Here is a 23,202-nt window from a genome sequence, read left to right on the forward strand (position 1 = left end):
TCGAAGACCTTTCCGGGGGTGCTGGTGACGGGTGGCTACGGGCGGCGAAGCGCGCGTACGACCGTTCGGCCCGCCGCGGCGGCGGCAGCGGTCGCGGTGACGGCGGCGGCCGTGGTGGTCGCCCAACGGGCCGTGCGGGAGGGCTGGTCCGGGCGCTGGGCCAGGCGTTCGGGGTGTTCGGCGGGCAGGGTGCCGTCCAGGCCGAGGGCCAGGACCTCGGCCAGGTGCAGGGCCCGCCGTCCGGTGCCGCCCTGCTCGATCTGGGTCCGGCAGCTGAAGCCGTCGGCGAGGACGAGGCTGTCGGGGGCCGCGCCGCGGACGGCGGGCAGGACACCTTGTTCGGCGACGGCCATGGAGACCTCGTGGTGCCCGCGTTCGAAGCCGAAGTTGCCGGCCAGGCCGCAGCAGCCCTCGTCCAGGACCTCGGCGTCGAGGTGGGCGCGGCGCATCAGTTCGCGGTCGGCGTCGAACTTCATGACGGCGTGCTGATGGCAGTGCGTCTGCACGGTCGCCTGCCGGGCGAGCCGCGGCGGCTGCCAGCCTTCCGGCGCGTGGTGGACGAGGTGTTCGGCGAAGGTGCGGACCTGTCCCGCCAACCGCTGCACGTCCTGGTCGGCGGGCATCAGCTCGGGGGCGTCGGAACGGAAGACGGCCGTGCAGGACGGTTCGAGGCCGATGATCGGGGTGCCCGCCTCCAGGTAGGGACGCAGGACGTCCAGGGTGCGGCGCAGCACCTTCTGCGCCAGCGGCAGCTGACCGGTGGAGATCCAGGTCAGGCCGCAGCACACGGGTTCGGTGGGTACGGCGACACGGAAACCGGCGTCCTCCAGGACCCGTACGGCCGAGACGGCGATCGAGGGATGGAAGTAGGTGCTGAAGGTGTCCGGCCACAGCACGACGGTGTGCGGGTCGGCCGGGTCGGGCTCGTCGAGGTCGTGGGCCTGCCACCACTGCAGGAAGGACTGCTCGGCGAACACGGGGGCCGAGCGGGCTTCGGCGACGCCGGCCAGGCGCTTGCCCGCCCGTGCCAGACCGGGCGCGTGCAGGGCGCTGTTGAGCAGCCTGGGGGCGAGGCGGGACAGGCGCGCCCAGACCGGGAGCCAGCCCATGGAGTAGTGGGCGGCGGGGCGCAGGCGGCCCTCGTAGTGGTGGGAGAGGAACTCCGCCTTGAGCGTGGCCATGTCGACGCCGGTGGGGCAGTCCGACTTGCAGCCCTTGCAGGCCAGGCACAGATCGAGTGCGTCGTGCACCTCGGTGGAGCGCCAGCCGTCCTTGACGGCCGAGTCGGCGTGGCCGTCGAGCATCTCGAAGAGCAGCCGGGCCCGGCCGCGAGTGGAGTGTTCCTCCTCCATGGTGGCCCGGTAGGAGGGGCACATGACGCCGCCGGAGTGGCCGCGGCAGTTGCCGATACCGACGCAGCGCATCACCGCGCGGTTGAAGGAATGATCGTCCTCGGGGAAGTCGAAGTGCGTCGCCGGGGTGCTCGGGCGCCAGGTGGGACCGAGGCGCAGCTGGCCGTCGACGGGGTTGGGGTGGACGATCTTGCCGGGGTTCATCCGGTTGCGGGGGTCGAACAGTGCCTTCAGCTCGCCGAACGCGGTCACGAGCCGTTCGCCGAACATGCGGATGAGCAGTTCGCCGCGGGACTGCCCGTCGCCGTGCTCTCCAGAAAGGGAGCCGCCGTAGGAGGTGACGAGGTCGGCGGCGCGCTCCAGGAAGCGGCGGAAGTCGGCCACGCCCTCGGCGGTCTTGAGCCCGAACGGGATGCGGGTGTGGACACAGCCCTGCCCGAAGTGCCCGTACAGGGACGGGTGGTCGTAGTCGAACTCCTCGAACAGCCTCTTCAGGTCCCGCAGATAGTCACCGAGCCGTTCGGGCGGAACGGCCGAGTCCTCCCAGCCCTCCCACGTCTCCCGGTCGTCCGGCGGGCGCGCGGTGACGCCGAGCCCGGCCTCGCGCGCCCTGAGCATCCTCTGCTCGCGCTCGGGATCGTCGGAGAAGGCGACGGTGGTGTCCTTCTCGGTGCGGCCGACGGCGCGCAGCAGCGCGTGCGCCTGCTCGTCGACCTCCTCCTGGCTGTCGCCGCCGAACTGCAGCATCAGCCAGCTGTCGCCCTCCGGCAGGGCGTCGAGGGACTCCAGGTAGGCGCCCTCCTCACGCATCAGCTGGGCCATGCGCCCGTCCAGGGCCTCCAGTTGGCCGGGCTCGCAGTGCTCCAGCAGGTGGGTGACGTCGTCGGCGGCCGCGCAGATGTCGTCGTAGCCGAGGACCAAGAGCGACTGGTACGCGGGCACCGGCACCAGGTCGAGCTCGGCGTGCAGCACGGTCACCAGAGTGCCCTCGCTTCCCACGAGCGCCCTGGCGACGTCGAAGCCGTTCTCCGGCAGCAACGAGTCGAGGTTGTAGCCGGAGACCCGGCGGGGGATCTTCGGGTAGCCGCGCCGGATGTCGGCGAGGTACTCCGTGACGAGGCGGTCCATGCCGTCGTACAGCTCGGCGCGACGGCCGCCCTCCGCGGCGATCCGGGCGCGCTCGGCCTGGGACGTCGGGCCGACCCACATCCGGGTGCCGTCGTAGGTGAGCACTTCCAGGCGGCGCACGTTGTCGACGGTCTTGCCGTACGCCTGTGCGGAGGAGCCGCACGAGTTGTTGCCGATCATGCCGCCCAGGGCGCAGTGGCTGTGCGTCGACGGCTTCGGCCCGAACTGGAGCCGGTGACCGGACAGACGCCGGTTGAGGACGTCCAGGACGATGCCCGGCTCGACCACGCAGGTCCGTGCGTCGGGATCGACGGAGACCAGCCGGTGGCAGTACTTGCTCCAGTCGATCACCACGGCCGCGTTCGTCGTCTGGCCCGCCAGGCTGGTGCCACCACCCCGCGACAGCAGCGGGACGCCGAAGCGGGCGCACACCTGGACGGCCTGTGCCCCGGCCTCCACCGAACGGGGCACCACGACGCCGATCGGCACCTGGCGGTAGTTGGAACCATCGGTCGCGTACGCGCCTCTGCTGCCGGCGTCGAACCTGACCTCGGCGTCCACCGCCTCGCGCAGCGCCGCTTCCAACCGGGGCACATCCAGCCCGGAGACGTCGACGGGGGAGCGAGTCATCAGACGAAGCCGCCTTTCTGAGCCATTTGCCGTGCGCGACGCTGCTCCCGGGTACCCAACCTTGCAGAGTGCAAGAGTGCCTTTTCGGGGGGAACGCGTGCGGGGCCCGGCGTTCACGAGTGCCCTTCGATGTGATCACCAGCCTGCCCGGCCGCGGCATCGTCTTCGATCATGGGCGCTTTCGGATGCCGCCGCGAGCGAGACGCGGGGGCCGGTGCCGAGACAGGTCATGGAATCCGCTCGTGCCGGACAGCACCCGGCCGATGACGGCGTCCCCGATCCCGGCACCGGCCAGGAGGTGTCCCAGTCCAGGGGTGCCGCTGAACAGGTGAATGCCGGTGCCCTGGACCATGCTGGGGGGTTCGGGCGCGCCGGCGCCGGCGCCGGGGCTATGGAGCGATGGGCGACCGGACATCCGGGTCAGGCGGTTCTGCCCTCGGATGGCCGGCGGTGCCCCTGGGGTGTGTCCGGCGGAGCCGGGTCGAGAGGGTCGTCGATGAGGCCACCGACGCGCCGGACTTCCTCGAAAGGGTCCACGGCCATTTCGCCGGCCGCCTCGGTCAGCGCCTTCAGGGCGGGAACGAGTGCTGTGCGCGCTTCGTGGGGCAGTCGCCGCACGAGGGCGCGGATCTCGGCGCGCCGGTGTGCCAGGACGCGCTCCACCAGCTCCCGCCCAGTAGGCGTCAGGGTGAGGACGACCTCGCGCCGGTTGTCGGGATTGGTCTTGCGGTCCATGTGGCCGGCGGCTTCCAGACGCTCGACCATGCGCAGGGCCGTCGAGGGATTGACCCCCAAGGTCGCGGCCATGGCGGCGAGTTTCACGGGCCCGCACGCATCCAGCACGACCAGGGCCCGCAATTGGGGCAGGGTGAGGGGCTCGTCGGCCGACGCGAGAGCCCGTGCGGAAATCGCCACGAGCAGCCTGGACGCCGCCATGACCGAGAGGGTCACTTCCTCGGCCTCCCGGTCCAGCTCCACATGAGAGCGCGGCTCTGCAGCGGGGTCGAGCCGATGGGGTTCGTGCTGCGTCATCCTGTCCGTTCCACCTCTCCGCCCGGTGACCTGGCGGTCCCCGCGACTGCATCCGGACCTTCGATCATTGCAGAAGGCAAGGTTAGGTCGGGGGACCGGAGGTCAGGACGGTGTGGGGGCAGGCGGCGCGGCGGCCTCCCAGGCGAATCCGTCCGGGTCGGTGAAGGTGTCGGCGGTGCTGCCGAGGACGACGCGGTGCGAGCCGGTGCCGTCGGCGGGGACGCCGAGGTCCTTGGCCAGGGCGCGGCGCTTGTACAGCGCCAGCTTGACGGGACTGGACGGACCGGCGGCGAACTCGGCGTACTTGCCGCCGAAGCTCTTGGCCACGGTCAGACCCCGGCCCACGTAGAACTGCCTGGTGGCCTTCACGTCCTCGACACCGAGCAGCAGGACGACCTCGTCGATCTCGCGGGTCGCGGGGCCGGTGTCCTTCTTCGCCGAGGTCGCGATCTTCCAGATCGTTCCGTCGGGGGCCTGGACGACGCCGCCGTACCCCCACAGCGACTTCGCCGCGGGCTTCAGCACCGTGGCGCCGGCGTTCACGGCCGCGGCGACGAAGCCGTCGACGGTGGCCGGTCCGGACACCGTGAGCGCCAGGGTGAAGCCGCGAAAACCGGTCGAGGGCGCCCCGGACGCCCGCAGGCGAATGTACGGGTCCACGCCGAAGGCGCCGTAGAAGCGGCGGGCGGCCTCGGGGTCGGCCACCTCAAGGGTGACGGACGCGAGGCTCGTGCGGGCTGTGGTGGAAGTAGTGGTTGCCATGGCCATCACGCTAGGGAGTGGACGGCGGCCTTGGCTTCTCGAATCCTGACCGGTCTCGGGGTCTTGATCGCCGCCCCCGCTGCACCGCCGCCTCCCTGCGCACTGGAAACCTGAACACGCACCGGACGGGTAGAAGGGGTAACTGGCGCCCCCGCGCACGGTGTTGGGCGTGTCGCCTGCGACCGCGGGCCGGAGTCCGTTGGAGGCTGAAAGCATGACCGACCCGACTCAGGACTCCCGCTTTCTCCAGGGCCCCTACCCCGCCGTCGCGGCCATGCGGTCCAGATGCCCCGTGCAGTCCATGCCCACGGAGTCGGGCGGGCGCCCCAGCTACCTCGTCACCGGTTACGCGGAAGCCAGGGAGGCGCTGTGCGATCCTCGGCTCTCGAAGGACACGGCCGCCTTCTTCGCGGGCAAGGAGTCACGGCGTCGTCTGCACCCCGCGGTGGCGCACACCATGCTGGCCAGTGATCCGCCCCGGCACACCCGGCTGCGCAGGCTGGTGACCAAGGCGTTCACGGCCGGGGCCGTCGCACAGCTGCGTCCGTTCATCGCGCGGGTCACCGAGGAACTGCTGGACCGATGGCCGGTCGGTGAGCGATTCGACTTCGTGACCGCGCTGGCGGTGCCGCTGCCGGTCATCGTGATCTGCCAGCTGCTCGGAGTCCCGCAGCAGGACCGGCCCGACGTCCAGCGCTGGTCCGCAGAGCTGTTCGCGGCAGGCAGGCCCGACGTCATCGACGCGGCCTCGCACTCCCTGGCCGAGTACATGACGGGGCTCGTCGCAGCCAAGCGCCTGGACCCCGGTGACTGTCTCCTCGACCGGCTCATCGCGGCTCGCGACGGAGACGAGCGTCTGAGCGAGGAGGAACTGGTCTCCCTGGCGGTGCTGCTGCTCGTGGCCGGGCACGAGACCACCACCAACTTCCTCGGCAACGCCACCCTGGCACTACTGCAGCGCCCAGCCGAACTGGATCGTCTTCGCCGGAATCCGGACGACGTCCCGGCCGCGCTGGACGAGTTGCTCCGGTTCGATTCGCCCGTCAGTACAGCCACCTTCCGGTTCACGACGGAGGCGGTCACCCTCGGCGGTGTCGACATTCCGCGTGGGATCCCGGTACTGGTCGCTCTTGGCGCGGCCAACCGCGACCCCGCGCGCTTCCCGGCACCGGACCTGCTCGACCTGGACCGGGACGCCGCTGCTCATCTCGGCTTCGGCCACGGCATCCACCGCTGTGTCGGCGCGCCCCTGGCCAAGGCCGAGGCGGAGATCGCCCTGCGAGCGGTACTGACCCGGTTCCCCGGCATCCGGCTCGCCGTACCGTCCGATCGGCTGGACTGGCGGCGCACTCGTCTCGTGCGCGGGCTCGCCGCCCTTCCCGTCACGGTGTAGCCGGGCGGTGCACAGGAGCCAGGTCTCAGGATGAACGGCCCGACAGCTCAGGGCAGCCCGTCTGCGGCCGTCAGAGACCCTGCCGTTTGCCGGTCCGGCAACTTTGCGTGCGGATCGGCGCAGGTCCGAGCACCATCGACAACGCGCCCGAGCGGGGCGGCGCGGCACAACGAGCAGCGGGAGGCAACCGGTGTCAGGACACCACGAGCACGGTCGAAGCAGCGAGCACGACGAGCAGGCGGTGGCCGCGATGTTCGAGCCTGCGGGTTGGGACGAGCGGTACACGGGACAGGAGCGGTACTGGAGCGGCGAGCCCAATCCGCAGCTCGTGGCCACCGCCGGTGCGCTCACCCCCGGCACCGCGCTGGACGTCGGCTGCGGCGAGGGAGGCGACGTGGTCTGGCTGGCCGGGCAGGGCTGGCGCGTGACCGGCGCCGACTTCTCGGCCGAGGGTCTGGCCCGTGCCGCCCGCCACGCCGAGCAGGCCGGCGTGGCCGACCTGGTCGACTGGTGGCAGGTGGACGCCAGGACCTTCGATGCCGGAGACCGCTCGTACGACCTGGTCACCAGTCACTATCTGCACGCCCCGGACGGCGGCATGGTCGACGTGACCCGCCGCCTCGCCGCGGCCGTCGCCCCCGGCGGGTTGCTGCTGGTGGTCGGGCATGCGCCGTCCCATGAGTTCACACAACTCTCCGAGAGCCGCCGCAAGGCGATGTTCCTGGCCGCGGAACTCCTCCTGGGCCTGCCGGACGGCTTCGAGCCCGTCGTCGTGGAGCAGCGCACTCGCACGCTCAATCGGGACGGCGGCCCGGTCGAGGCCGAGGACTCGGTCCTGCTGGCCCGCCGCGCGGAGCGCTGAACACCCACCGAGGCATCGCGGCGCGGGCAGCGCCTCCGCGCCCGCCGGAGCAGTCGCCGGAGCAGTCGCGGGAGCGGTCACCGGTGCCGGAGTCCTGGGGAGGCCGCCGTACGAGAGCGCGGCCTGCCGGGGACCCCGGCAGTTCGGCTCAGCGGACGCGGATGAAGACCACGTCGTAACCGCTGTTCGTGGCACGGGACTTGACGTAGACGCCGTCGTTGCTGCCGTTGGGGTTGGTCGTGTTGCCCTCGACGGTGGTGAAGGACGACCCGGACACCGTCCGCACGAAGCCGATGTGCTCGTGGCCGCCGGTGAAGTCGTTTCCGCCGTCCCAGTCGAAGGCCACGATGTCACCCGGCTGAGGGCTGGTGGTCACGGAGAGGTGGTAGGCGCCGGCCCGCGCCTGCTTGACCCAGCCCGAGACATAGGTGTTCCGGTACGAGGTGGCGCCGGTCTGCTTGGCCACCCAGCTCACGAAGGTCGCGCACCAGGCGTAGTTGCTGGTGGACAGCGAAAGACCCACGGCCGAGCCGTAGCTGTTCGCGCGGGCGCTGCCCTCGACCGTGCCGGCCTCGGCCGCCGCCACGTCGAGCATCTTCGCGTAACCGCCACCGGGCGGAGGCGACGACGGAGCGGTCACCGCGCCGTACAGGGCAGCCTTCGTGTTCGGCCCCACATGGCCGTCGACCGACAGGCCCTTCTCGGCCTGGAAGTCCCGGACGGCACTGTCGGTGAGCGGACCGAAGTCGCCGTCGACGGCGAGGTCGGCGCCATGGTGGTTGAGCAGGCTCTGCAACTCGGTGACACAGCCGCTGCGCTGGCCCTGCAGGACCTCGTTCGGGCATGAGGTGGAGTTCAGGTTGATCGGCGCGGGTGCGCCGTTGCCACCCCCACCGCCGATGTTCGAGTACAGGGCGGCCTTGGTGTTCGGGCCGACCTGGCCATCGGCGCTGAGGCCGCTCGCCGACTGGAACGCCTTCACGGCCGTGAGCGTCTGCGGGCCGAAGCTGCCGTCGACGTCGAGACTCTGCCCCTTGCCGTTCAGCAGGGACTGCAGCGTGGCGACGCAACCGCCGCTCTGCCCCTCCACGATGTTCTCCGGGCACGACGCCGACCTCAGGTCCAGGCCCGTCGACGGTGACTCGTCGGTGTCGTACAGCGCTCGCTTGGTGTTGGTGCCGACCTGGCCGTCGGCCGTGAGTCCCTGGGCGGACTGGAAGCTGCGGACGGCACTGGCGGTCCCGGCGCCGAAGTCGCCGTCCACGTCGACCGTGTAGCCGTGGTGGATGAGCAGCCGCTGGAGTTCGGTGACGCATCCGCCCTTGGCGCCCTGGACGATGTTCGCGGGGCAGGAGGAGGAGTTGAGATTGATGGGGGCGGGCGCGGAGCCGCCGGTCGCGTACAGCTTGCTCTTGGTCGCGGGGCCCACCCGCCCGTCCACGGCGATCGCTGTGGCGGCCTGGTACTCACGGACCGCGTAGAGCGTGGCCGACCCGAACTGACCGTCCACCGACAGACCGGCGCCGTGCGCGTTGAGCAGGTTCTGCAGCTCCGTCACACAGCCGCTCGTCTGGCCCTGCACGATCTCGTTGGGGCAGGACGCGGAGGTCAGCCTGACCGGGGCGGGCGCGGCCGACGCCGGGCCGGCACCGAGCACGATGCCGGCCGAGACCATCGCCGCGGTGGCGGCGAAGGTTCCGACGCGGATCCGCCAGGACGGCCCGGTGCGGTGCGCGGTGGGGTGCGGTGGGTTCTTGTCTTCGGCGCGAACGGTGAACGCGAGTCTTCCCATGGCGGCGATGTTCTCCTTCTCGAGACGGGCGTGGGACGTGGCGGGGAGGGACGCCGAGGAACCGCGCCTCTCGACGCGCCGCTGTTCCCAGGGGTTCGGAGCGGTTGCGGACCGGGGAGCGAGAACACGCATCCGCGGCCCGTCCCTGCGGGCAAGGACGGGCCGCGGTCGCTCACTCGGCGGTCAGCCCGGTCGTTCGACGATCAGCCCGGACGGGCGGGTCGTGGCGTCGGGCAGGTCGTACGGTCGTACCGGTCAGGCGGGTCGTACCGGTCAGGCGGCGAAGCGCTTGAACGCCGCCCGGGTGCCCGCCCCGGCGATGCCGTCGATGTCACCGGTGTAGCCGTAGTCGTCCTTCAGTAGACGCTGCAACGCCTTGATGGTGTTGGGGCCCGGGTCCCCGTCGATGTCGCCGGTGTAGCCCCAGTACTTCGCCAGGCAGCGCTGGAACGCCTTCCAGCTGTTGGTGCCCAGCTGGCCGTCGATGGCCCCCGTGTAGCCCCAGTAGTCCGCGAGGAAGTCCTGGACGTTCTTGGCCTCGGCCGTGGTCAGACCGAAGTTCTGCGTCGCGGCCACGGCGGCGGGCTGGGCGGCCACCGAGGTGTGCGCGGTGCCCGTGGTCGCCGCGAAGCTGGTGCCCGCGGTCGCCACACTGCCGGCCGCGAGGCCGACAACGGCGATGACACCGGCGATGGTCCTGCCCAGAGCGTTCGGTCGCATGCGTTCCTCTTTCGTTTGTGGGGTCGGCACCTGTCACGCCGAGCGGGCCAGGTGGCGAGACCAAGGTGCCGGGCGCCCGGGCACGGCGGCCACGGGTGCGGCCCAGGTGGCGGTCTTGCGGGACGACCACCCTGCTGACCTGCGACGACAGCAGCCGGTGGGACGGTGATGTGGGACGCCTGTGACAGATGTGGTGGGCTCATGCAGAATGCGCAGCAACGGAGGGGACCGCTGTTCACGCACACGACCACGCAGACGACCGCTTTGGGGGAAACATGCCGCGCTCCAGGACGCTGCCCGCGGAACTCGACCCCAGCGCACGACAGTTGGTGACCCGCCTACGTCTGCTGAAGGACCACAGCGAACTGACGATGCGACAGCTCGCGACCAAGACGGGCTACAGCGCCAAGTCATGGGAGCGCTATCTGGGAGGCATGTCGCTGCCACCGCGGGAGGCGGTGGAGACACTGGCCCGGATCACCGGCACCGACCCCGTCCCCCTGCTGGCGCTGCACGAGATCGCCGCCGACTTCCGGGACGGCCGCCGCGCGAGGCCCGCCGTACAGCGGAAGGACGAGCAGCGCGAGCGGGACCAGGAGCAACCGGCACGTCCGACGACCCCGCACACCACGCCACCGGCCGCCTCCACCGCGCCTACGTCGCCCCGGCCCTCCGAACCGGCCCCCGGTCGCATTCCGCACCTCGCCCTCATCGCCGGCCTCGCCGCCCTGGCCGTAGCCCTTTCGGCGGTGCTGCTGCTGGTGCTGCGCCTCGACGACGGTGGGAGCCAGGCAGTCGTCACCGGCCCGCCCCGCACCACCGCGGCCTCCCCGCCGCCCTCCTACACCTGCCGCATCACACGGGTCGGCGGCCGCTGGTCGGCGGGCATCAACAAGGGCCGCGACACCGAGATCGGCTACGGCGCCGGAGGGGCAGACGTCGCCGAGGCGCAGTGCCTGCTGCGCCGGGCAGGCATCTCACCCGGCGGGATCGACGGGATGTTCGGCCCGCTGACGCTGCGGGCGGTCAAGACGTTCCAGGCTCGCGCGGGTCTCACCGTCGACGGCATGCTGGGGCCGCGCTCGTGGAAAGCGTTGCGCGGATGACACCCGGCGCACCCTCACCGCCGGGCGCCCGACTGGCTGCCGTACTCCGGCAGTTGCGGCAGCGCACCGGGCTGAGCCTCGCGCAGCTCGCGAACGCGACCACATACAGCAAGTCGTCCTGGGAGCGCTACCTCAACGGCAGGAGCCTGCCACCGCGCAGCGCGGTCAACGAGCTGTGCCGTCTCGCTGACGAACCCGCCGGCCATGCGCTGGCCCTCCTGGACATCGCCCGCACGGACCGCACGGACCGGACGGAAGGTGCCGGGCCGACACGGGGGGCCTCGGACCGACAGCGCACGATCACCGGGACGGACGCACCGGCCACGGGCTTCGCCGTTGTCCCAACCGACGCGGACACCGGTACCGGCACGGGCGCCAACACCGCCGCCGCCACCGGCCCGAGTGAGACGTTGCCGAGCGGCACCGACCATACGCGCGCGGTCCCGACCGGCCACCGGCGCGCGAACATCGTCACCGCCCTCCTGTCGACCTGTGCCGTCGTCCTCGGGGTGCTGGTACTCACCCACCTTCCCCCGGCGCACCGAGAGGAGGCGGCACCGTCCCCCGGGCCCGCCGCGGTCACCGGGGTGCTCTGTCGGCACGCGGCCTGCCAGGACAAGGACCCGATCGCGACGCGATGCGGTGCCGCGCCGCTGACTCTGGCCGAGCACGAGACCGCCACCGGTGCCTGGATCCAGATCCGCTACAGCCAGGAATGCGGGACGAGTTGGGTCCGGATGTGGGGTGCCGTCGTGAAGGACCGTGTCGAGATGCGGGTGGGAGGCCGACACGGTTCCCTGCACAGTGCCCGGGTCGCCACCCGCGACGAGGCGGACACCTACGTCCACACCCTCATGGGCGTGGCCGGCCCCGGAACGCCCGTGCAGGCCTGCTTCAGCCCCGCGGCCGGCGGCGAGAAGGAATGCGTCACGGCCCGTACGTGACCCTGGCCCCGGCCGCCGGGTCAGACGACGTAGGTGTGGGTGGTGCGGCCGAGCGCGGTGGCTCGCGGTCAGTCCGCGCAGCACAGGACGGCGGTGTCGCATCGCAGGGCATCACTGGCCCCTGACCGTCTGCCGCACACGCACCGCCAGTCGCGGGGGAGCGCAGTGAGCCCTGTCTCACCTGGGCTGCGCTTCTTGGCTATGCAACTCGTTGCATAGCAAGATCGCGGCATGGCGCTCGAGCACGCGATCCTCGTCTCCCTGCTGGAGAAGCCGGGCTCCGGCTATGAACTGGCCCGGCGGTTCGAACGGTCCATCGGATACTTCTGGACCGCCACCCACCAGCAGATCTACCGCGTTCTCAGGCGCATGGAGAGCGATGGCCTGCTCGCCGTCCGTGAGATGCCGCAGCAGAGTCGACCGGACAAGAAGGAGTACTCCGTCGTAGGCCCTGGCCGCGCCGCCCTCTCCCAGTGGCTGCACGAATCGATCCAGCCCGAGAGCATGCGGCACGACCTCGCCGTGAAGATCCGCGGTGCGGCCTTCGACGACCCGTCCGTGCTGGTCCGCGAGGTCGAACGGCACCGTCAGATCCACAGCGACCGGCTCGCGCACTATCTCGCGGGGGAGCAGCGCGACTTCACCGGCCCTGCGGCCCCCGCCCCGCTCGACGCCGCTGAGGAGCTCCAGCACGTCGTGCTGCGCGGCGGCATCGCGTACGAGCGGATGACGATCGCCTGGCTCGACGACGTGCTCGCCACCCTCCGGCGGCTGGCCACCTCACAGCCGCACGCCTGAACCGCCGCCCGACGCCGCCCGCGCTCCGCGCCCTCCAGCTCTGCCCCAGACCCGACCCCTTCACCCTCAACCCCCGGAAGGCGGACCTCCATGGCCGACCCCCTCCTCCTCAACCCGCGTACGTACGACCCCGCGCACTTCGACCCCGAGACCCGCAGGTTGCTTCGTGCCACCGTCGACTGGTTCGAGGACCGCGGCAAGCGCAGGCTCATCGAGGACTACCGTTCGCGCGCCTGGCTGGCCGACTTCCTCGCGTTCGCAGCCAAGGAAGGGCTGTTCGCCACCTTCCTAACCCCGGCCTCCGCCGGCGGAGGCGAGGACCAGCGCTGGGACACGGCCCGGATCGCGGCCCTCAACGAGATCTTCGGGTTCTACGGTCTCGACTACTGGTACGCATGGCAGGTGACCATCCTCGGTCTCGGGCCGGTCTGGCAGAGCGACAACGCGACCGCCCGCACCCGTGCGGCGCAACTCCTGTCCCAGGGCGAGGTGTTCGCCTTCGGGCTCTCCGAGAAGCCCCATGGCGCCGACATCTACTCCACCGACATGCTCCTGACACCGGACGCCGACGGTGGCTTCAGGGCGACCGGCTCCAAGTACTACATCGGCAACGGCAACGCGGCCGGGCTCGTCTCGGTCTTCGGCCGGCGCACCGACATCGAGGGCCCGGACGGCTACGTCTTCTTCGCCGCCGACAGCCGCCACCCGGCGTATCACCTCGTGAAGAACGTCGTCGACTCCTCCAAGTACGTCAGCGAGTTCCGCCTCGAGGACTACCCCGTTGGCCCGGACGACGTCCTGCACACCGGCCGCGCCGCCTTCGACGCCGCTCTGAACACCGTCAACGTCGGCAAGTTCAACCTCTGCACCGCGACGATCGGCATCTGCGAGCACGCGATGTACGAGGCGGTGACCCACGCGCATCAGCGCATCCTGTACGGCCGCCCCGTCACCGCCTTCCCGCACGTGCGCCGGGAGCTCACCGACGCGTACGTCCGCCTCGTCGGCATGAAGTTGTTCAGCGACCGCGCCGTCGACTACTTCCGCTCCGCCTCTTCGAACGACCGCCGCTATCTGCTGTTCAACCCGATGACGAAGATGAAGGTGACCACGGAAGGCGAGAAGGTCATCGACCTCATGTGGGACGTGATCGCCGCCAAGGGCTTCGAGAAGGACACCTACTTCGCCCAGGCCGCCGTCGAGATCCGGGGGCTGCCCAAGCTCGAGGGCACGGTGCACGTCAACCTCGCGCTGATCCTCAAGTTCATGCGCAACCACCTCCTGAACCCGGCCGAGTTCGAGCCCGTACCGACCCGCCTCGACGCGGCCGACGACACGTTCCTCTTCGAGCAGGGGCCGGCCCGCGGCCTCGGCTCCGTGCGCTTCCACGACTGGCGCCCCGCCTACGACGCGTACGCCGCGGTGCCGAACGTCGCCCGCTTCCGGGAACAGGCCGACGCCCTGTGCGAGTTCGTCACCAGCGCGGCCCCCGACGAGGAGCAGAGCCGCGACCTCGATCTGCTGCTCGCCGTCGGCCAGTTGTTCGCGCTGGTGGTGCACGCTCAGCTGATCCTGGAGCAGGCCCGTCTGACGGCCCTCGACGAGGATGTGCTCGACGAGCTGTTCGCCGTCCTCGTCCGCGACTTCTCCGCCTTCGCCGTCGAACTGCACGGCAAGGACTCCGCCACCGAGGATCAGCAGCGCTGGGCACTCGCTGCCGTCCGGCGTCCCGTCGTCGACGAAGCGCGTTCGGGTCGCGTCTGGCGGCGCGTGGAGGCACTGTCCGGGGCGTACGAGATGGCGCAGTGACAGCCCAGCCAAGGGGCTCCTCGACCTGCGCCGGTCAGGGCCACCGGGAGCAGTGACGCCTGTACCGTGGTCTGCCCGCCCGGCGCGCCCTGCCGAGCGCAGGGCCACGGTACGTCGCGCCGGCGGCGCCGGTGGCGGGTGTGCACCAACCGATACACCGCAGAACGCGACGCCCGCTTCACCGGTCCTCGCCGCTCCCGGCAGGCGGTACATCGCCGTAGGGCGGCGGGGCCTCACCCGCCGTCGTCACCTCGAAGGTGTTGAGGAAGTCGCAGATCAGCTGGTAGAAGCCGACGGTGATGACGAGATCGGCGAGCTGGTTCACCGTCAGGAACGCCTGCAGTTCCTTGCGTTCGGTGTCGTCGAGGGAGTGCCGGGCGAGCAGTCGGTCGGTGGCGGTGAGGACGGCCCCCTCGGCCGCGGACAGCCCCTCGGGGGAACCGGTCGCGGCGGCGGCGATCGCCTCCTCACCGAGTCCGACGAGACGGGCGATGTTCTCGTGGTGGTGGATCTCGTACGTCGCCCGGTAGACGTGGCCGACCCGGACGATGGCGAGTTCGCGCAAGGGGTCGGGCAGCGAGTTGCGCCGCAGGACGGCGTCCCCCAGCGCCAGCACACCGGGTGCCAGCGTGGGGGAGTGCATCATCATCCGGAAGACGTTGAGCGAACCGCGGGCGGTCACCTCGTCCTGCAGCTCCGCGGGCAGTGCGGAAAGGTCCGGGTACTCCATGTCGGCTCCGTTCGCTGGGCGTTGGACTGCACAGCACGGAAATCCCCACGGAGCCGGCGTCGGACACCACATGGCGTGAAGTGATGGCGGCCGACGCTTCGGCGTCGTCGGTCAGGAGCTCCACTTCACCTTGAAGACCCACACATGCTGTCCCGCCTTGCGGGCTGCCGCGGGGACGTCGATCACCAACGCTCCCTTGTTGACGATCCAGTTCAGGGGTCGGTCGTGACCGAGCATGGTCACCGTGTCCCCGCTGCGGATCGGTACCGGTGCCTCGACGGTGAGCCGTGAGCCCGGCTGTGCCAGCGAGTGGATGTAGAAGGCGCGGTTCGGGCTGATGGTGAAGCGGAGGTCCTCACCCAGTTCCGCCATCTTCGACCAGTACGTCGTGTCGTATATGGCCTCGCCGTTCGTCCGCAGCCACTGACCCGTCTCACGCAGCCGCGTCTGCATGATCTCCGGGATGGTGCCGTCGGCGCGTGGGCCGATGTCGAGCAGGAAGTTGCCGTTCTTGGAGACGATGTCCACCAGGCTCTGCACGACCTGTTCCGTCGTCATGTAGGAGCCGTCGGGGGTCGCCCGGTTGTAGCCGTAGCTGAAGGGGTCCAGGCCGCGGCTGGACTCCCACTTGGCGATCACGGTGTTGTCGTACGTCGTGTACTCGGGCGTGGTGAAGTCGTGGAAGGCGATCCCGGAGCGGTTGTTGACGGTGACGTCGATGGGGCGGGCCCGGTTCTTGGCGTGGTTGAAGTACTCGGCGAGCACGTGCACGCTGTCGTTGGCGCCGCCGATGTCACACCAGATCAGCTCCGGGTCGTAACCGTGGATCAGCTCCAGCATCTGCGGGGCCTGGTAGTCCTTCACGAAGTCCTTGCCCGCGCTGTATCCGGTGTAGGGCACCGGGTCGAGGGTGTACGGGTTGCGCGGGGCGTGACCCATCCACGGGTTGTCCGGGTTGAACCACTCGGGCATCGAGAAGTAGAGGCCGCGGTGGAGTTCGGGCGTGTAGCGCCGGGACGCCTCGAACAACTCCTTGACCAGGTCCCGCTTCGGGCCCATCTTCACGGCGTTGCGGTCCGAGACCTTGGTGTCCCAGAGGGCGAATCCCTCGTGGTGCTTGGAGGTCAGCACGTGGTACTGGGCACCGGCGTCCCGGAACAGTTCGACCCAGGCTCGGGGGTCGAACTTCTTCGCGGTGAACATGGGGATGAAGTCGTCGTACGCGAAGTCCTCGCCGTACGTCCGCCGGTGGTAGGCGTAGGTGTCGTTGGCGGGGTCCTGCATCTGGTCCCAGTACCACTCGGCGTACTGCTTTCCGACCGGCGCCCAGGAGGGCACCGAGTACACGCCCCAGTGGATGAAGATGCCGAACTTGGCGCTGTGGAACCAGTACGGCGCCTGGTGACCGGAGAGGGACGCCTCGGTCGGCTGGTAGTCGGCGACGCCCAGGGACAGTCGGCTGCGCTGCGTGGCGGCCGTGGCGCCACGGCCGGTGACCGTCACCACGCCGTCCTGGGACGTGCCCGGTGCCGTCCCCGCGCGGTTGCGGATTCCGATGCGGACGCGAGCCTGCTCGCCGGGGTCGAGGCGGCGGACGGTGGCGGGTTCCACGGTCCGGGCGCCCGGGACGTCCACGTGCACCGACACGTGGTCGCCGGCCAGCACGGTGGCGGTGCCCGCGTTGACGACGGTTGCCTCGACGCTCTGGGCGCCGGTGGACGTCAGGAGCGAGTTCGTGGAACGGGCGTCGCGCAGGACCAGTGCGCGTCCCTGGGCGACCGGCTGGAGGGAGAGCGCGAACACGTGCAGCGAGGTCTGGTTCGCCTCGGGTGCGTGGGTGACCGGCAGGGTGACGGCGATCGCCTCGCGCTGCGGATCGACCCACAGCTCCGACGTGCCGATGCCGACGCTGTGTGCGTCCTTCGCGCCGTCCGGGCCGTAGCGGTACGACGCCGACAGTGAGCCGCCCGCCGCGTACCAGTCGGCTCCGGTGAGGCCGCCTGTCGTGGTCGAACCGTCCGCGTAGTGCACCGTCGCCTTGCCCGAGGCGTTGCCGTAACTCCCCGAGGTGAGGAAGTAGGCCGCCAGGTAGCGGCCCTTGGGCAGGTCGATGCGCTGCCCGAGCGCGACGACGTTGTTCTTGGCGCCTGCGGCCGAGGACGGGAAGACGAAGGGAACGCCGTCCACCACCACCTGGCCCGCCGGGAGTTCCTCGCCCGGGAACGTGTAGCCGGACCCGTCGTAGTCACCGCCTCGCGCGGAGGCGGTGTCGATGCCGTCGTTGTCGTACAGGCCGTCGAGCGGGACGGGGACCGGAGCGGGCACGGCCGCCCACGTTCCGCGCTGCTGTTCGGCTTCCTGGGCAGCTCGGGCGTCGGTCGGGGAGGCGAAGGAAAGGGCGGCCGAGGCAGCAACACCCGCCGTGACGCCGAGGACATGACGTCTTGGATACGTACTCATGGCGGCTCCCAGTCATCGGATGTCTTGATGATTGGGGAGGCGCAGGGGAGTGTCAATGGGGCGGACATGGAGGGGAGTTGAATCAGAGGTCGGATGGCTGCAGGTGTCCGGGAGTCCGGCCGACGGGAAGGGGCAGCGCCGACGCCGTCAGGAAAGCGGCTCGGGACGGTAGGTACTTCGCGGCCATTTGCTGAGCCGACCTGGGTAAGGCTGATGCGGCCTCAATGCCTGAGCAGCCACAGGACCCGGTCCCAGGACAGAAGGTGGTACACGAGCAGCGCGACCGCGAGCAGCATGGCGGGAGTGCGGGATCCCGCCGCGTACAAGGCCGCCGCACCGCCGAAGAACACAGCCAATTCCAGCAGGAACCGCAGGGGGCCAGGGGTCGCGATCACCGTCTTCCCGGACCGGGACGCGTCATCCGGAGTGGCGAACGCCCCCCACAGCACGGCCACGACCAGGGGTACGGCGATCACGGAGACATACCGCAGGGGTGCGGGTGCGGTGGCCCATGCCCAGAGGCCGAAGCACGCCAGGGCCACCAGTTCCAACACGAACCGCACCCCGAGAGCCCAGGGCCGAAAGCCGTACCCGGACGACATGAGCGCAATCCCTCCCGTCGTGGCTTCAGCGTGATCACATGCTGCCGCACGAGGCTCAGGAAGCCTAGTAACTGTCGTAGCCGGGCTTGCCGTTCGGCCGGTAGACGCCGACGATCGTGCCGCTCTTCGTCGTCGAGACGCTGACCGGTTCCAGCGCGGTGGGGATCGCTCCGTCGGCGAACAGCCGCTTGCCGGTGCCGATGATCACCGGATGGATCGTCAGCCGGTATTCGTCGACCAGGCCGTGCCGCACGAGGGTCTGGGCGAAGTCGCCGCTGCCGACGACGTTGATGTCGCCTCCGTCGGACGCTTTCAGCGTGCGCACGGCATCGACGATGTCGCCCTCCAGCAGGGTGGAGTTCTGCCACTCGACGGACGTCAGGGTTCGGGACGCCACGTACTTGTGCATGCTGTTCATCCGATCGGTGAACGGGTTGTCGGGATCGGCGGTCGGCCAGTACGACGCGAAGATCTCGTACGTCTTGCGGCCGAGCAGCATCGCGTCGGAGGGCTCGTACCAGCCGGCGATGGCCGCACCGACCTCGTCGTCGGACACCGGCTTCTGCCAGCCGCCGTGCTCGAAGCCGCTCTCGGCGTCCTCGTCCGGACCACCCGGCGCCTGCATGACGCCGTCCAGTGTCAGGAACGTGCAGACAATGATCTTGCGCATGGTGCGCTCCCTTCGTCGAGAGGTAGACGGCACGACCACCGAAAACTCATCGGCGGGGTTCGCGGAGGGGGATCGCCGGGTGAGTCGCCTTCGGCTGTGGCAACCGGCCAGTGGCCGCAGGATCGGTCACATGGTGTGCCCACGCCGGCCAGGTCTGCCTCCGGGACACGCGGCGGTGCGGACGGTCGGGCCTGATCCACGGAATCCGCTGCCCGCCACCGTCGGCCACGGCCGCACCGTCGTCATGCGCGACGCCGGTTGCCGGGTGCACCGGCTGATCGGCGTGAACGTCGCGGCCCGGCTGACCTCAGCCGCGGGAGCCGGGTCTTCTCGGGTGCGTACGGCCCCGCCGGACCGCCTCTCCAGAGGTGGCGGGGGACGCCACCGCCCGGAGGGAAGCGGGGGCATCGCGCCGCGCTGGTCGGCGTTCCGCCGCCGACCCGGCGGAACCCGCCCCTCGTACGGACTTCCGCATTATCCTGGCGACGCTTTGACAGCGTTGTCCGCAAACCTCGCCTTCTCGGGGGACCGTGTGCCAGTTCACGAACAGCCGCCCGGGGGACCGGACTTGGACGAGCTGCGCCGGAGGACCGTAGCCACGGCCCCGCAACGCGAGGCGGGGATGGTCGTCTGCGAGAACCTGGTGCGGATCTACCAGACCGAGGGCGTCGAGGTACAGGCTCTCCAGGGCCTCGACCTGACCGTGGCACAGGGCGAGATGATCGCGGTGATCGGGGCCTCCGGCTCCGGTAAATCCACCCTGCTGCACATACTCTCCGGCCAGGACGTGCCCACCGCGGGGGCCGCTGAGGTCGCTGGACACGACCTGTTGGCGATGAAGCGCCGCGAGCGGCTCAGCTACCGGCGCGGCACCGTGGGCTTCGTCTGGCAGCAGACCTCCCGCAACCTGCTGCCCTACCTCTCGGCGGCCGAGAACGTGATGCTTCCGATGACGTACATCGGGATCAAGCGCTCCCGGCGCCGGGCCCGGGCGGAGGAACTGCTCGACCTGCTGTCCGTCGGCCACTGCCGGGACCGCACCCCCGACACGCTCTCCGGCGGCGAGCAGCAGCGGGTGGCCATCGCCGTCGCCAACGCCAACGAGCCGCGGGTGCTGTTCGCCGACGAACCCACAGGCGAACTCGACACCGCCACCAGCGACGAGGTCTTCGCGGCGCTGCGCCAAGCCAATGAGGAACTGGGCGTCACCGTGATGGTGGTCACCCACGACGCGCTGGTGGCCGAGCAGGTGCAGCGCACCGTAGGGATCCGCAACGGCCGCACCTCGACCGAGGTGCTGCGCCGGGTCGCCGCAGGCGAGGACGGGGTCCAGGTGCTCACCGCTGAGGAGTACGCGGTACTGGACGCCAGCGGCCGGCTGCAGCTGCCGGGCGAGTTCACCGAGCGCCTGCACCTGCGCAAGCGGGTGCGCCTGGTGCTGGAGAGCGACCACGTCGGTGTGTGGCCCGACGAGGCCGCGCGCCGGGCGAGGTCCGAGGCGCAGGACGCGGCGAGCGGCGGCCCGAAGCGCTGAGTGCGCTGAGAGCGCTCAGAGGGAGAGCCTTCAGGAGAGGCGCAGTACGCCTGCCAGTCCGCGCCTGCGGGCGAGGACGGTCTCGGTGACCGCGGCGGCCAGGATCAGCGCCGTCACGCCGGCGATGAGGGCGATCGTCAGTGAGTAGTCGGTGCGCAGCGCGGGTTGGGCCGGGCCGCCGGTGAACTGTCGCAGGTCCAGTGTCCGCGTCATGAGCCGCGGTTCGAGCAGCCCGAGCACCGTGCCGCCCACCGCTGAGGCGACCGCCAGCGGCAGCAGTTGCAGGAAGTGCAGCGCCCCGGCTTCCTTGCCGTCGAGTCCGAGCGTGCGCAGGAACGAGGTGGTGCGGCTGCGCTCGTGCGAGGTGAGGGTCAGTTCCAGGATGAGCGCGAGCAGGCCCGACAGGGCGGCCAGGAGGGAGCTGGTGGTGTAGAGGGTGCCGAGTCCCCGCGTCAGACCGTCCGCGCGCAGAGCGCTCAGCGTCTGGGAGCGGACGTGGATCCGCGCCGTCGGCCCGAGGGCCCTGGCCGCCGCCGACCGCAGTGCCGCCGGTCCGGGGTCGGCAGGGCCGTCACCCTTGAGGAGCAGGACGGTGCTTCCCGAGGATTGTCGGGGGATCAGTTGCTCGGCTGCGACGGTGGTGATCAGCATCGGCGTCCCGGCAGTGATCTGCGCCGTGACCGGGCCGAGAAGAGGGTCCCGCAGCTCCGCGGCGGTGAGGGTGCCGACCGGCTTGAAGGTCAGGTCTTTCGGTGGCTGCCCGTTGGGCACGATCGTGGAGGTGAAGCCGCCGGTGCGCTCGCTCGCCCGCAGGCCGGGCGAGACGAGGGACGGTAGCGGGGCGCTCGCGTCGGCTCGGGTTCCCTTCGGGGTGGGCAGCCGGGACAGCAGGGCGCCGGCCAGGGCCGACTTCGGGGCGACGGCGACCAGTTGCCGGGGATCCACCGTGATCACGGCGACCGGCGAGATCACCGTGCCGTCGGTCTGTCCCACCAGCTGGAGGGTGTACAGGTGCTGGAGGGCGGTCCGTGTTCCGGTGGTGTCGGCCCCGGGCGCGGGGGTTACGGTCCCGGCCACGTTCGCGCTCGCGTCGGCTCCGGCGGTCCAGGCCGCACCCGTGGCCACCCCGACGTCGATCGTCCGTTGCACGAGGCCGCCGAACACGGCCGTCCCCAGGGTCAGCACCAGGACGAACAGGGCCAGCCCGGTCGCCGGGGCGTCGTGGGCGGCCCGGGCTGCCCCGATGAAGGCCACCGTTCCGCGGCCGCGCCGGGTCCGCCGCAGCACCGGGCGCAGGACGAGCGGGTAACCGCGCAGCAGGATGAGTACGACGGTCAGCGCCACCAGCACCGGCACCGCGCCCAGGATCCCGTCGGGGCCCTGGGTGCGCAGCGCGACCACGCCCGCCGCCGTCGTGACCAGCACCGTCAGCTCCAGGACCACGCGTCGGCCGACGGCGATGTTCCGGCGTGAGCGCCGTAGCCGGCCGGGTCTGCGGGGCTCGCGGACCGCGAGCCAGGTCATCAGCGGCACTGTCAGCGCCACCACCGCGGCGGCGAGGGCGGCGGTCATCGGCTGCGGCGATCCTGAGGTGCCGGTGGGAGCGAGGGTCTTTCCAGCCGCCCAGCCGAGCAGGGCGGCGGCCATCACCACCGGCCAGGCCACCGCGGAGCGCAGCAGCACCAGCCGCGCGGTGGACGCGCCCCGTGCGCGCTGCAACCGCAGGTGTGCCTGCCTACGGCGCAACAGCAGCCGTACCGCGACGATGACGGTGGCCAGCGCGACCGCGGCCAGCGCGTCGACCGCGAACGTACCCAGTTCCCTGGCCTGTTGGTCCTGGGAGGCGAAGGCGGCGAGCAGCGGCGTCAGGGAGTCGGTCACCAGCAGGGGACCGGTGGCCTGGCCGCCGATGTGGCAGCTGAGGTCGCTGGTGATCGGGTCGACTCCCTGGCACAGGGCGTCGCTGAGGTCCGCGCTGTAGTGGGACAGCGGCCCGGTCAGTGCGCGGGCACGGTCGAGTGCCGCCCCGGACAGGTCGGCGCGCAGCTGCCAGGTCACCCGCGGGCCGCCCACCCCGGCGCCGGCCAGCAGGTCGGCGGCGTCGCGCCCGACGAGGCCGCGGACGGCGAGCACCGTGCCTGCGGAGTGCTCGGCCGGGTAGCGTGACGGCTGGTCCAGCGTCTCCCGGCCGGTCCAGAAGTCATCGGTCCCGGCCGTTGCGCGGAAGATCCCGCTCACCCGCAGTTGTGCCCGGGGCGGGGCATCTTGTACCCCGAGCGTCTTGGTGAACTCCAGGGTCAGCAGGCTGCCCGCGCGGACACCGAGGGCCTGCGCTGTGGTCTGCGACAGCCCGATCTGGGGCGCGCTGCCGGGCGGCGTGTGGTCGGCCGGCGCGTGGCCGCTGACGTAGTGCAGGTGGGCCCGCGCGGACGGCAGATAATTGGCGGTCAGCTGGGTGCTGGTGTCGGCAGGCCCCGGCGGCTGCGGTGAGATCAGGGACGCCTGGCCGTAGTCGTAGCTGCCGCCCGTGATGGTCAGATGCCGCGCGGCGGGCCCGCTGAGCTGCTCGGTGAGGGTGCGGCCGGCGTCGAGCAGGGAGGCCGCGTCCAGGGCGGGCGGCACGGTGTCGAAGACCTGGGGTGTGGTGCTCAGGCTGATCAGGGGCCCCTGGGCCTGCGCGGCGCCGACCCGCTGCCGTAGGGCCCGGTCCTCCTGGCCGCCGGCGAAGGCGGGGACCCAGGCGCAGAGCGCCGTCAGGACCAGGACCACCACCGCCAAACAGACCAGCAGCGGAAGGTCGCCGCGGGTCTCCTTGCGTATCAGGCGCCGCGTCACCGCCGCGCCAGTGCCCACGGGTCGCGTCACCGTCCGCTCTCTC

At 71.0% G+C, this 23,202-nt stretch carries 17 protein-coding genes; 7 read left to right on the forward strand and 10 right to left on the reverse strand.

Annotation, left to right across the window (positions count from 1 at the left end; all coding sequences use genetic code 11):
* Window positions 1-35: 35 nt before the first annotated feature.
* The 3 genes from ABZT06_RS20305 to ABZT06_RS20315 all read right to left on the reverse strand — a co-directional run bounded on the left by ABZT06_RS20305 (window position 36) and on the right by ABZT06_RS20315 (window position 4,910).
* The gene (locus ABZT06_RS20305) at window positions 36-3,110 is read right to left on the reverse strand and encodes an FAD-linked oxidase C-terminal domain-containing protein (RefSeq protein ID WP_355742329.1); all 3,075 of its coding nucleotides are present in this window, start codon (window positions 3,108-3,110) and stop codon (window positions 36-38) included.
* A gap of 420 nt (window positions 3,111-3,530) precedes the next feature.
* Window positions 3,531-4,142, reverse strand: a complete 612-nt coding sequence (locus ABZT06_RS20310) for a MarR family transcriptional regulator (protein ID WP_355742332.1) — start codon at window positions 4,140-4,142, stop codon at window positions 3,531-3,533.
* Between the two features lie 102 nt (window positions 4,143-4,244).
* Window positions 4,245-4,910 (reverse strand): glyoxalase, encoded by a 666-nt coding sequence (locus ABZT06_RS20315; RefSeq protein WP_355743058.1) that lies wholly within the window; start codon window positions 4,908-4,910, stop codon window positions 4,245-4,247.
* 208 nt (window positions 4,911-5,118) lie between these two features.
* Here ABZT06_RS20315 and ABZT06_RS20320 point away from each other — a divergent pair, with 208 nt between their 5' ends.
* Both ABZT06_RS20320 and ABZT06_RS20325 read left to right on the forward strand, forming a co-directional pair.
* Window positions 5,119-6,297: a cytochrome P450 gene (locus ABZT06_RS20320; protein WP_355742335.1), complete on the forward strand. Its 1,179-nt coding sequence runs from the start codon at window positions 5,119-5,121 to the stop codon at window positions 6,295-6,297.
* 190 nt (window positions 6,298-6,487) lie between these two features.
* Complete coding sequence (locus ABZT06_RS20325; RefSeq protein WP_355742338.1) at window positions 6,488-7,159, forward strand: class I SAM-dependent methyltransferase; 672 nt, start codon at window positions 6,488-6,490, stop codon at window positions 7,157-7,159.
* Between the two features lie 148 nt (window positions 7,160-7,307).
* Here the strand turns inward: ABZT06_RS20325 and ABZT06_RS20330 are convergent, their stop codons facing one another.
* Window positions 7,308-8,951, reverse strand: coding sequence for a peptidoglycan-binding protein (locus tag ABZT06_RS20330; protein WP_355742341.1), 1,644 nt, complete (start codon window positions 8,949-8,951; stop codon window positions 7,308-7,310).
* 273 nt (window positions 8,952-9,224) lie between these two features.
* Window positions 9,225-9,671: a peptidoglycan-binding domain-containing protein gene (locus ABZT06_RS20335; RefSeq protein WP_355742344.1), complete on the reverse strand. Its 447-nt coding sequence runs from the start codon at window positions 9,669-9,671 to the stop codon at window positions 9,225-9,227.
* 275 nt (window positions 9,672-9,946) lie between these two features.
* Between ABZT06_RS20335 and ABZT06_RS20340 the strand changes: the two genes are divergently transcribed.
* From ABZT06_RS20340 to ABZT06_RS20355, 4 genes are all read left to right on the forward strand, one after another.
* Window positions 9,947-10,777 carry a peptidoglycan-binding protein gene (locus ABZT06_RS20340; RefSeq protein ID WP_355742347.1) on the forward strand — a complete coding sequence of 277 codons (831 nt, stop codon included), beginning with the start codon at window positions 9,947-9,949 and terminating at the stop codon, window positions 10,775-10,777.
* Entirely contained in the window at window positions 10,774-11,721 is a 948-nt protein-coding gene (locus ABZT06_RS20345; protein ID WP_355742350.1) for a helix-turn-helix domain-containing protein, read from the forward strand. Before ABZT06_RS20340 ends, ABZT06_RS20345 begins: the two co-directional genes overlap by 4 nt.
* A gap of 231 nt (window positions 11,722-11,952) precedes the next feature.
* Window positions 11,953-12,519: a PadR family transcriptional regulator gene (locus ABZT06_RS20350; RefSeq protein WP_355742353.1), complete on the forward strand. Its 567-nt coding sequence runs from the start codon at window positions 11,953-11,955 to the stop codon at window positions 12,517-12,519.
* Window positions 12,520-12,609: 90 nt separating this feature from the next.
* The gene (locus tag ABZT06_RS20355) at window positions 12,610-14,328 is read left to right on the forward strand and encodes an acyl-CoA dehydrogenase family protein (protein ID WP_355742356.1); all 1,719 of its coding nucleotides are present in this window, start codon (window positions 12,610-12,612) and stop codon (window positions 14,326-14,328) included.
* Between the two features lie 178 nt (window positions 14,329-14,506).
* Here the strand turns inward: ABZT06_RS20355 and ABZT06_RS20360 are convergent, their stop codons facing one another.
* From ABZT06_RS20360 to ABZT06_RS20375, 4 genes are all read right to left on the reverse strand, one after another.
* Entirely contained in the window at window positions 14,507-15,058 is a 552-nt protein-coding gene (locus ABZT06_RS20360) for a carboxymuconolactone decarboxylase family protein (RefSeq protein ID WP_355742359.1), read from the reverse strand.
* Between the two features lie 111 nt (window positions 15,059-15,169).
* The gene (locus ABZT06_RS20365; protein ID WP_355742362.1) at window positions 15,170-17,518 is read right to left on the reverse strand and encodes an alpha-L-fucosidase; all 2,349 of its coding nucleotides are present in this window, start codon (window positions 17,516-17,518) and stop codon (window positions 15,170-15,172) included.
* Window positions 17,519-17,739: 221 nt separating this feature from the next.
* Window positions 17,740-18,120, reverse strand: coding sequence for a YrdB family protein (locus ABZT06_RS20370; RefSeq protein ID WP_355742365.1), 381 nt, complete (start codon window positions 18,118-18,120; stop codon window positions 17,740-17,742).
* A 64-nt stretch (window positions 18,121-18,184) separates the two neighbouring features.
* Window positions 18,185-18,790 carry a dihydrofolate reductase family protein gene (locus ABZT06_RS20375; RefSeq protein ID WP_355742368.1) on the reverse strand — a complete coding sequence of 202 codons (606 nt, stop codon included), beginning with the start codon at window positions 18,788-18,790 and terminating at the stop codon, window positions 18,185-18,187.
* A 568-nt stretch (window positions 18,791-19,358) separates the two neighbouring features.
* On the opposite strand from ABZT06_RS20375, the gene ABZT06_RS20380 reads away from it, so the two are divergent.
* Window positions 19,359-20,324 (forward strand): ABC transporter ATP-binding protein, encoded by a 966-nt coding sequence (locus ABZT06_RS20380; RefSeq protein WP_355742370.1) that lies wholly within the window; start codon window positions 19,359-19,361, stop codon window positions 20,322-20,324.
* 30 nt (window positions 20,325-20,354) lie between these two features.
* Here the strand turns inward: ABZT06_RS20380 and ABZT06_RS20385 are convergent, their stop codons facing one another.
* Entirely contained in the window at window positions 20,355-23,189 is a 2,835-nt protein-coding gene (locus ABZT06_RS20385) for a hypothetical protein (RefSeq protein ID WP_355742373.1), read from the reverse strand.
* Between the last annotated feature and the right edge of the window lie 13 nt (window positions 23,190-23,202).

Source organism: Streptomyces sp. NPDC005483, assembly GCF_040606035.1.
In the GTDB taxonomy this organism is placed as follows: domain Bacteria; phylum Actinomycetota; class Actinomycetes; order Streptomycetales; family Streptomycetaceae; genus Streptomyces.

Bases quoted from the DNA above. Each gene is read 5' to 3' on its own strand.
- ABZT06_RS20340 (WP_355742347.1), top strand. From the start codon at position 9,947: ATGCCGCGCTCCAGGACGCTGCCCGCGGAACTCGACCCCAGCGCACGA.
- ABZT06_RS20370 (WP_355742365.1), bottom strand. From the start codon at position 18,120: ATGTCGTCCGGGTACGGCTTTCGGCCCTGGGCTCTCGGGGTGCGGTTC.
- ABZT06_RS20310 (WP_355742332.1), bottom strand. From the start codon at position 4,142: ATGACGCAGCACGAACCCCATCGGCTCGACCCCGCTGCAGAGCCGCGC.
- ABZT06_RS20315 (WP_355743058.1), bottom strand. From the start codon at position 4,910: ATGGCCATGGCAACCACTACTTCCACCACAGCCCGCACGAGCCTCGCG.
- ABZT06_RS20335 (WP_355742344.1), bottom strand. From the start codon at position 9,671: ATGCGACCGAACGCTCTGGGCAGGACCATCGCCGGTGTCATCGCCGTT.
- ABZT06_RS20365 (WP_355742362.1), bottom strand. From the start codon at position 17,518: ATGAGTACGTATCCAAGACGTCATGTCCTCGGCGTCACGGCGGGTGTT.
- ABZT06_RS20320 (WP_355742335.1), top strand. From the start codon at position 5,119: ATGACCGACCCGACTCAGGACTCCCGCTTTCTCCAGGGCCCCTACCCC.
- ABZT06_RS20355 (WP_355742356.1), top strand. From the start codon at position 12,610: ATGGCCGACCCCCTCCTCCTCAACCCGCGTACGTACGACCCCGCGCAC.
- ABZT06_RS20375 (WP_355742368.1), bottom strand. From the start codon at position 18,790: ATGCGCAAGATCATTGTCTGCACGTTCCTGACACTGGACGGCGTCATG.
- ABZT06_RS20330 (WP_355742341.1), bottom strand. From the start codon at position 8,951: ATGGGAAGACTCGCGTTCACCGTTCGCGCCGAAGACAAGAACCCACCG.
- ABZT06_RS20305 (WP_355742329.1), bottom strand. From the start codon at position 3,110: ATGACTCGCTCCCCCGTCGACGTCTCCGGGCTGGATGTGCCCCGGTTG.
- ABZT06_RS20345 (WP_355742350.1), top strand. From the start codon at position 10,774: ATGACACCCGGCGCACCCTCACCGCCGGGCGCCCGACTGGCTGCCGTA.
- ABZT06_RS20360 (WP_355742359.1), bottom strand. From the start codon at position 15,058: ATGGAGTACCCGGACCTTTCCGCACTGCCCGCGGAGCTGCAGGACGAG.
- ABZT06_RS20350 (WP_355742353.1), top strand. From the start codon at position 11,953: ATGGCGCTCGAGCACGCGATCCTCGTCTCCCTGCTGGAGAAGCCGGGC.